We start from the raw sequence: 9,071 nt of genomic DNA on the forward strand, positions 1-9,071 counted from the left end.
CATGTCGTCGATCATGCGCTGGCGCCGCGGGCTGATAGGCTGGAGGGTCTGACTCATGGCTCTGCTCCCGTTGAATGACGAGGCGGATTGCCTCGCCGATCAACATGAAAACAGAGTCGGTTTCCCTTCCGTTACCACTACCCAAAGCCGTAGCCCATTACCGCGCGAGCGGTTTAGTCCATCGACCCGATCCGGCCACTGGATCCCTCGCCCCTTCAACGGCAGCTTCCAGGACTCAACGGTGATCCGCGCCTTTGCGTCGGCGGGCAAGTATGCCTTTCCTTTCCGAACGGTTGCGGATCGCCGGCAACGATCGACCGGCGCCGTGACGTCGACGTCCACTTCCGAAAACACTGAGGGAGCACTCCCGACCCAATAACAGTCACGTTTGCCGAAAAGAGCAGCAGCCGAATGTGTACAGAGGATTTGCCCCGGGTGGCAGGCGTTTGACTGATCTGTCGGGTACGTCGGCTGGTAACAGACGAATTGCGACGCTCCGGCGCCAAGCGCCGCCTGCAATACTTGAGTCGATGCGTCAGCATCGCACCACTTCGGTTCAAATATGCACTTATTGCGTGCATATGCTATTGATGCGCTTCCGCGGCGGGCCGAAGTTCTCGCGAACTCGTTCGCAATCGCGATCTGCGCCAAGGGTTCGCACCAACCCATGCGGACAAAAACGTTGGTGCATTTTTTGCTTTAAAATATTGTAAGGTGTGGGCAGGCGCAGATCTTGTGTGACGCGAGGAAGATGCAAACCCTACCTGTCCACTATTGCTGCAGGCTTCAGGTTCGCGGGTTGCTGCACAGCGCCCACGAAGGTGCTGCCCGACTGATTCAGCACGGTTGTGGCGCTGCTCGAATCATCGGGCAGATAGCTGCGATTGTCGTGCCTAGGGCGGACCGCCAGGTCGCCGGTCAAGCTTTGAGAAGGAGTGAATGGTATGCGTTCCGGAAGATCGCCGAAGGGTGCCGCGCGAGGCTTTATTATCCCTATTGGCGGCGCGGAAAATCGGGTCCAGAACCCGGTTATTCTGCGCCGTTTCGTGAAACTTTGCGGTGGGTCGCGCGCGCACATTGCGGTCATCCCCACTGCCTCCTCGCTGGATGACACGGGGGATCTCTATGAGTCGGTGTTCCGCGATCTCGGCGCTGACCGAGTCAGTATCCTGCCATTCAAGACACGCCGCGACTGCGAATCGGACAGATACCTGAAGGTGCTCGATCGCGCCGACGGGGTCTTCATGACCGGGGGCGACCAGGTACGCCTCGCCGAGATGCTGAGCGACACGCCAGCGGCGGAGAAGCTTCATAGCCGTAACGCACACGGCATGCACGTGGCCGGGACCTCGGCCGGGGCCTCCGCCATGTCAGCTGCCATGATTGCCGGGGGGAAGAGCGGGGCCACGCCCCGCGCCGGGATGGTCGACCTGGCACCAGGCTTGGGGCTCATCAGCCGTTTTGTTATCGACCAACACTTCGGTCAGCGGGATCGGCTCGGACGCCTGCTCACGGCAGTGGCTTCCATCCGGTTTGGGGTGGGCATTGGGCTGGACGAGGATACGGCTGCGTTCATCGGTCCAGACGAAATGCTGGAGGTGGTGGGTAGCGGCGGCGTCACCATCATCGACGGGTCGAATCTGCGCAACTCTGCAGCTGATTCCGTTCGCCATGACGACCCGGTAGGCTTGACCGGAATACGTCTGCATATCCTGGTTGATGGCAATATGTATCATCTCGGGACGCATTGCCTGGTAGGCGGTACGTTGTCTGCGCGGAGTTACGTCCCCAGTGGATCGAACGCTACTGCTCTGATCTGATCGGCTAGAAGAGGCAAAAGCGGATCATCCACGAAGCGGGGCAGCGCGTATTTGTGCTGCCCCGCTCCACGTTCCGGTTGCCGATATAAAATCGCATATCATGCGTCAACCCCTCGAAGACGCGAAGATAAGACGTCAGCTGATTCAAGCCTGGCAGCCACAAAGCTCCGGCCGGAAAAGTGGGTTACGTGGTGGCTGCACGAGACTTGGGCTACTTCAAGATTTGGCCACTCTATCGGAGTGAAAGTTGAGTCGTGCAAAGGCGCCCATTGGCGGTACACGAGGCTTTATCGTCCCCATCGGGGGCGATGGAAGGCTAATACGAAACGCTGCCATCCTGCGCCGCTTCATCGAGATTTGCGGCGGCTCCCGCGCGCATATCGGCATCATCCTTACGGGCTCCGCGACCAAGGACGCCGGCCGCCGTTATGAAAGGGCGTTCCGTGATCTGGGGGGGGATCGGGTCAGTGCCCTCAAATTTGAGACCCGAACCGACTGCGAGGCGAAGCGAAACCTGGACATGCTCGATATTGTCGACGGGCTTTTCCTCACGGGGAGCGACCCGGTCCATCTTTCCGAGACGCTAGGTGGTACTTCGATGGCGCAGAAAATTCGCAACCGGAATGCACACGGTATGCACGTGGCCGGCACCTCCGCTGGCGCAGCGTTCCTGCCCGGGCAGATGATTGCGGCCGGTGAGAGTGGCACTACGCCGCGTGCTGACATTGTTCAATTAGCGCCGGGCTTGGGCCTGATCGAGCGGTTGATCATCGATCAGCACTTTCGCCACCAGGACCGGCTCGGGCGTCTGCTCATGGCCTTGACTTACAACCCACTTGCCATCGGCATCGGCCTGGATGAAGACACCGCCGCCTTTATCGGTCCGGATCATAGGCTGCAGGTCCTGGGCAGCGGCGGCATCACCATTGTGGACCCCTCCCAACTGCAACATTCCGCCATACATCCGGATCGCCGCCATGCCCCAGTAAGCGTAGTTGGCCTGCACCTGGACATACTGGTTGAAGGCAACCTGTATGATTTAACAGCGCATATGGCGAGCATAAGGAGCTAATTTCGCATTCATCCCGTCAGGGAGCGACTAGTGCAACGAAGCCTCCCGGAGAATCTTGATCTGAATGTCAGGTACAAAAAAGTCCGAATACATCAGATCGTTACCGACCTTTTCCCAGGAGTCGGGCCTGCATATCTCGCACATCTTTTCCGTCCTGCTGTTTTCTATATAGATCCACGACAGAGCGCCAAAAAACCTTTCGTGCCTTTCCGGCAGATTGTCCGATGAGCTTTCCATAGGTACCCATCCTACCGCGGGGACATAGAACTCTACCCACGCATGATCATAATCCGGCACACAGACCGAGTTGACCCTTGCATATCTCAGTTTGTACTCGGGAACCTTGAAATCCCCGACCGGCCTGCATGCCACCCCGCAAAGCCTCATTAATCCTATCAACAGCTCCATGTACTTCCCGCAAGTCCCTTCGCCGCTTCTCAAGGTCTCAACGGGACTTGTATACGTGTTGTTGTAGCGGTACGCCAATCTGCTATAAACATATTCACGCACGGTTTTCGCAATCTTGACTACATTTCCGCGCTCTTTTCTCGGGATCGCCGAAATCAGGTCCTCAGCAATGCGCCTTAACTCTTGCCTATCCATATCGTACCTGAGCTCTTTCTTAAGAAATCGTGTCTTAATTTCCTCTGGATAACCTGAATCCGGGGCATTCAACTTGAACCTTATCCCATATAGTTCAATTACGGCGCAGTAGCCGAAGTAACGGCGTTCTTTATCAAGCTCAACGCCCCTGAAATCGAATTCCGCAATCTCGTTGCCGCTTTCGTCCCTTCTTATAACCCCAGGAACATCTCCAATAATTTTTACTGATTTCACCTTCTGCCTTCGCGTCTCGACCGGAATCGACAACCTGACGCACATCTTGACGCCCTTGATCCTTTCCAGAATATCATGGACAGGCTTGAGCATTTCGGCATAAGAAAATTCCACTTCGTAACCATCCGAAAGCCCGAAATTTCCAGCCATACCAAGCCCAATTATTTTATAATCAAGTTTCTCTATAAATCCATCTGAAATGTTCCGGTTGAGTTTTATGTTTGGACTGTTGTCGACATCCGGCTTCGCGCTCGCATCATCAAAGACGTCCCAACTTTTCTGATTGTAGTATATATAGATGCCAGATCTTTCTATATCTGATGTTTTAACTGAAGCTATTCCACACGCCCCCTCATGGGGCGTCGTCAGCGATGCCAAATGAGTCCCGTCAAGACTGTATATATAAATGGCCCGACTAATGTCACTCAATATGAAGAGGCGATCCCCATGCAAGGTAATGTCGTTTATTCTATTGCCCACATCCACTGACCGTATTGGCCGATCCCCATCCAGAATGAACAAGATCCCGCTACTGTCAGCCACGTAATATCTACCCTCTTTCCAATATAGACCGACAACATCTTTTGCCTCATTGATTGTGATGGTGTCCATAACTTCATAGACCATCCCATTTTCTATCCCGATCGCATAGATTCTATTAAAATTCGAATAATTTATAATGCCATCCGGTCGCATAAATATGGCGCCTGCCCCCTTGAACTCGTTGAAGCTCCTGAAGTTGACAACACCTTGAAAGAATCCCGTCCGAACGTCAATTTTGCCAAGAGCCCCAAGCTCCGGATCTACGACGAAGATCGCATCTTCCTCGTTGCTATCGATAGAGGTGATGTTCTTTGCAAAAAGCGGCTTTATCGAGGTGACCACAAATCCCCCGGATCCTTGTGATCGATGAGGCACGGGCCGGGCATAGCCCGACCCATTCTCTCCAAGTCTTGTCGAAGCGGCGCTTGAGACCGCAACAGAACTCCTTGATGGTGTGCGCTGCGCCTTTTGCGCACAAGCCACCAAGATCGCTAATGCTGCCGGCCTCTCGACGTTTCCCTCTCCCTGCCTCTGAGGTCTTCTCGCTCCCTGCCTCTGAGGTTTTCTCGCTCACTGTCTCTGAGGTCTTCTCGCTCACTGCCTCTCAAGTCTTCGTGCTCACCACCTCTCAAGGCCTCTTGAATAAAATCGGCAAAGTCCGAGAGGTGCCTTAGATTAGAATCCAAGGAATTGCGCGAAGACCCGCACATTGCTTCATGACGTATCAGGTCCAGGGCGATTTCGACGGCCATCCTCCGCTTCGAGGAGGCATCCAGCGTGTCGTCGTTATCGTTGTAGAGAAGAAATTTCTGTTTCTCATCCATTTTGACTCTCCAAGGTATTCCATGAAGGATGGACTTCATGCGTCATCCGCCCTGAAGCCCTGTCACCAGGTCAGCCTGCGACCGCCTGGCATATCGTCGTAACCACGGCGAAAACTCATTCAGTCTTCGATCTCTCGCGCCAACCGCACGCCGCGCTCGTCACGGATGATCTCCATGCTACTACTCTCCCACTTGAACCCGCCTAGGTCGTCCAGACGGATCCTGGCCGGGATCGGCCTTCTGTCAATGGCGTGCCCTGTTTGCGGATTCGGCCTGAAACGCACGATCTGCTCCCAGGCACGGGTGTAGTCTTCGCTCAACAAGAGGAGCAAGTCGCCAGGCCCGGCCATTTCGAGCGCCGACTGATTCGCCGTCTGCTCATCGGCTATGACCTCGATCTGCTCTGCCCCGACTCCATTCTTGCGTAGTGACTCTCGCAGCATTTCCGGCACTTCAAGGTGATCCCGCCCACGCGAGTCACTGTCCCTGTGACAAATGTAGTGCTCAAAGTGTCCCGCCGCGATACGGCCGATCTCCAGGATGTCCTCGTCACGGCGGTCGCCTGGAACCGTCAGCGAAACGATCTTCGCACGCTCGGCTCCCAACCGGTCTACCAGGCCGCACATGGTTTTCACGGCCGCGGGGTTGTGGGCATAGTCCAAAATCACCCTGAAGGGGTGCTGATCGTAGATGTTCAGGCGACCGGGGGTCTGGAGGAAGGTGTTGTCAAAGGTGCGTAGACCACGGCGGATGCTCTCGAGATCGATCCCGAGGCCGTGGGCGAGGGCCGCAGCGAACATCGCGTTCTGCACATTGTGGAGTGCGAGTCCCTGCACCGTGGCCGGGATCACATGAGTCCATAACAATGGAAAACGGTGACCGATGTCCCACAGGCAGACCATGTGGCCGTTTATCTGTTCCTCCAGCACGACCGCCACGCCTCCCGCCTGGACGTGCTCATTTACCAAGGGGTGACCAGCATTCATGGTCACGTAGCCCAAGCGGTTTGCGTGGCTATGATCCGCCATCTTCAGGCACAAGGTGTCGTCAGCGTTGAGGACGGCCATCTCCTTCGCCACCTCGATGACGATGCGCTTGACCTCCGCCATTTGCTCCACGGTTTCGACCCCGCGCAGACCCAGGTGATCGGCGGTCACATTGAGGCAGCCCGCAACGCTGCATTCCGGATAGCCCAGCCCCCGCCGCAGCAGGCCGCCCCGGGCCGTTTCCAGTACGGCGGCATCCACGGCACGGTCCGCAAGAATCATGCGGGCGGACGTCACTCCGGTCATGTCACCCTTCACAGTCAACCGTCCGTCGACATAGATGCCATCGGTTGTGCCCAAACCCACCGTGTACCCCGCCAGCTTCATGATATGAGCGAGCATGCGTGAGGTGGTGGTCTTGCCATTGGTGCCGGTAACGCTGGCAATGGGGATGGTGCTGGGAGCACCGGGTGGAAACAGCATATCGATGATGGGTCCGGCAACGTCCCTGGGCGTGCCTTCAGTGGGCGCCAGATGCATCCGTAGACCCGGGCAAGCATTCACCTCGCACATGGCTCCGCCGGTCTCACGATATGGCGCGGAGATATCCGTAGTAATGAAATCAGCTCCCCCGACGTCCAGGCCGATGGCCCTGATGGCCCGGACGGCCATCTCCCGGTTGTCCGGGTGCACGCTATCGGTAACATCGATGGCGGTGCCGCCGGTGGAAAGGTTGGCGGTGGCACACAAGTAGACGATCTCGCCCGCCACAGGCACCGTCGTGGGACCATAACCCTTGTCAGCAAGGAAGCGTTCTGCCACGCCGTCGAGCTCCACGCGGGTGAGCACGTTTTCATGTCCCGCACCCCGGCGTGGATCCTGGTTGACCTCTTCCACCAACTCCTCGATGGTGTGAACGCCGTCGCCCAACACATGTGCGGGGATGCGTCTGGCAACTGCCAACAATTGATCATTGACGACCAGCATGCGGTAATCAGACCCCGGTATATAGCTTTCGACGAGCACTGCCTCGCTGTACTCCTGAGCCCTCTCAAAAGCCAGCTCCACCTGCTCCGAGGTAGTAACCTCAACGGATACTCCCTGTCCGTGATTAGAGTCCAATGGCTTGATCACAACGGGATAGCCGATCTGTTCCGCGCCATGGACGGCGTCGCGGGCGCTATAGACCTTGCGCTGCCTCGGCACCGGCAGGCCCGCGTCACGCAGGATCCGGTTGGTCTCCCCCTTGTCCGAAGCCAGGTCTACTGCGATTTGACGGGTCTCGCTGGTGAGCGAAGCCTTGATGCTTTTCTGGAAGCGACCGTAGCCGAGCCGTATCAGGCTCCCGCAGTTTAGGCGCGTACATGGAATCGCGCGCTTCATGGCGGCGCTCACCAATGCGGCAGTGCTAGGTCCAACGTCGCAACTCCGCGCATAACGGATGAGTTCATCCAGTTCATGTTCAAAGTCGAAAGCGTCATCGAAGTTCCGCTCCGGCTTCAGCTTCAGGTCTTCAGGAAGCAGGTGCTCGAGCAGGGCCAGGGAAAGGTCTCCGGCTTGCCGACCGACATCCTCGTCCAGGTATTCGTAGACTATGTCGTAATGCCCGCGCGGCCCAGCGGCGCGCGTCTTGCCAAAACTCACATCCGAGCCTGCCACCTTCTGCAGTTCGATCGCTACGTGCTCCATGACATGGCCCAGCCACGTTCCTTCGCCTTCGACCATGCGCCGCACGAACCCACCGGGGGCTTGATAGGAACAGCCATGTTCCCGAAGGCCGGGCAGATAGCCAAGGAGACGATCGATGAAGCCTTGGCCGAGGCGCCCGGTTGGCCACTCTTCAAGCACCCCCAGATCGATGGTGTACCGAATGACCGGGAAATGGGCATGAATATTGGGTCCTTGATAAGCGATGAGTGACTTGACTTCCATTTCATGACCTCCTGCAGTCTCGTTTCAGGTCATTGGTCTCCAAAGCCGCCGAAGTCCCTACAGCCATGGCCTGATCTGATGCGGTTGTGAGGTAGATGGGAGACGAAATTGGGGATCGTGCACGCGAGCACTGTCCGGCAAGCCGCAAGCACCAACGTGACTCGACGGGCCTTCGCTTCGTTTTCATGCAGGGAATGGACTCGGCCAAGATGGCAGAACAGCATCGCCACGAAACGACTCCGCCTTGACAGCGCGTTGCCGAGATGAGCAGCACTAGCCTTCTTTCTCATTGGTCCTGACCTGGTCCGCTCGATGAGCGCGAGGACCTGACTGGACATGCTGCAGGGTGCCTTCACGTCGTACTCCTGGCCGGTGGTAGATGTGTTAAACGGTCACCCACACCCTAACGCTCCAGCGTCATAACCTTGAACTGGACGAGAGTTATTACAGGTAAGACGCGCGCCACTTTGTAGTCGTCGCAACAGAGACGCACTCATGGGTGTTCCAAGCACGATGACTGCCCGGAACCATCTCCGACCGATCGGCCACTTTAAAAATAGAGGCATTTCCAGATAAAGCAACATCTCTTCCGTAATTTTCTGCCCGACATTTGAGATCTTGCCGAATCCGAACGCCTATCGGCTCTCAGGAGCAAGGGACCTTGGCGAGCAACTGTCCTTGCGTCACGGCGAACGTGGCCCAACCGAGGAACCACAGATTGCCCGCGCACCGTTGCTCCATGGCAGATGATTCGCCTGAACAACGTAAGTCAGATCATCCACCATCGTCCACTTCGGCGTGTCGGGACCGAGAGTCTCGTCCGGGCCGATCGCTCGATCGCTCGAATAGGCTTGCGGTTCCGCAAAGCCGACAAGAGAGTGCGATTAGCGACCACGCACATTAGCAACCACGCACGAGTGTCCGGAATTGTTAAGGCTTGTTCGACGCCTGCCCTTGTGTGCCGACGCGTGAGCGCACGACGACGCATGCGGGCAGGCGTTGGACAAGCCTCGAGGGAGGAAACCGCGGAGTGGACCGATGCGGCGTGAGCTTGAGC

The 9,071-nt window shown here is 57.0% G+C and carries 6 protein-coding genes; 2 read left to right on the forward strand and 4 right to left on the reverse strand.

Annotation, left to right across the window (positions count from 1 at the left end):
• The first annotated feature begins 944 nt into the window (after window positions 1-944).
• Together HWY30_RS39940 and HWY30_RS39945 are read left to right on the forward strand one after the other, a co-directional pair.
• A complete protein-coding gene (locus HWY30_RS39940; protein ID WP_090811460.1) occupies window positions 945-1,820 on the forward strand; it encodes a cyanophycinase in 876 nt (291 codons plus the stop codon).
• 247 nt (window positions 1,821-2,067) lie between these two features.
• A complete protein-coding gene (locus HWY30_RS39945; protein WP_090811462.1) occupies window positions 2,068-2,892 on the forward strand; it encodes a cyanophycinase in 825 nt (274 codons plus the stop codon).
• A gap of 27 nt (window positions 2,893-2,919) precedes the next feature.
• Here the strand turns inward: HWY30_RS39945 and HWY30_RS39950 are convergent, their stop codons facing one another.
• The 4 genes from HWY30_RS39950 to HWY30_RS43340 form a co-directional block, all read right to left on the reverse strand.
• A complete protein-coding gene (locus HWY30_RS39950; RefSeq protein ID WP_090811464.1) occupies window positions 2,920-4,614 on the reverse strand; it encodes a transglutaminase domain-containing protein in 1,695 nt (564 codons plus the stop codon).
• A 149-nt stretch (window positions 4,615-4,763) separates the two neighbouring features.
• The gene (locus HWY30_RS39955) at window positions 4,764-5,135 is read right to left on the reverse strand and encodes a hypothetical protein (RefSeq protein ID WP_143037307.1); all 372 of its coding nucleotides are present in this window, start codon (window positions 5,133-5,135) and stop codon (window positions 4,764-4,766) included.
• Between the two features lie 80 nt (window positions 5,136-5,215).
• Window positions 5,216-8,014, reverse strand: a complete 2,799-nt coding sequence (cphA, locus tag HWY30_RS39960; protein ID WP_090811467.1) for a cyanophycin synthetase — start codon at window positions 8,012-8,014, stop codon at window positions 5,216-5,218.
• A 29-nt stretch (window positions 8,015-8,043) separates the two neighbouring features.
• Window positions 8,044-8,352 carry a DUF4372 domain-containing protein gene (locus HWY30_RS43340; RefSeq protein ID WP_482052630.1) on the reverse strand — a complete coding sequence of 103 codons (309 nt, stop codon included), beginning with the start codon at window positions 8,350-8,352 and terminating at the stop codon, window positions 8,044-8,046.
• Window positions 8,353-9,071 lie beyond the last annotated feature (719 nt).

Source organism: Paraburkholderia tuberum STM678, from assembly GCF_902833905.1.
GTDB lineage: Bacteria > Pseudomonadota > Gammaproteobacteria > Burkholderiales > Burkholderiaceae > Paraburkholderia > Paraburkholderia tuberum.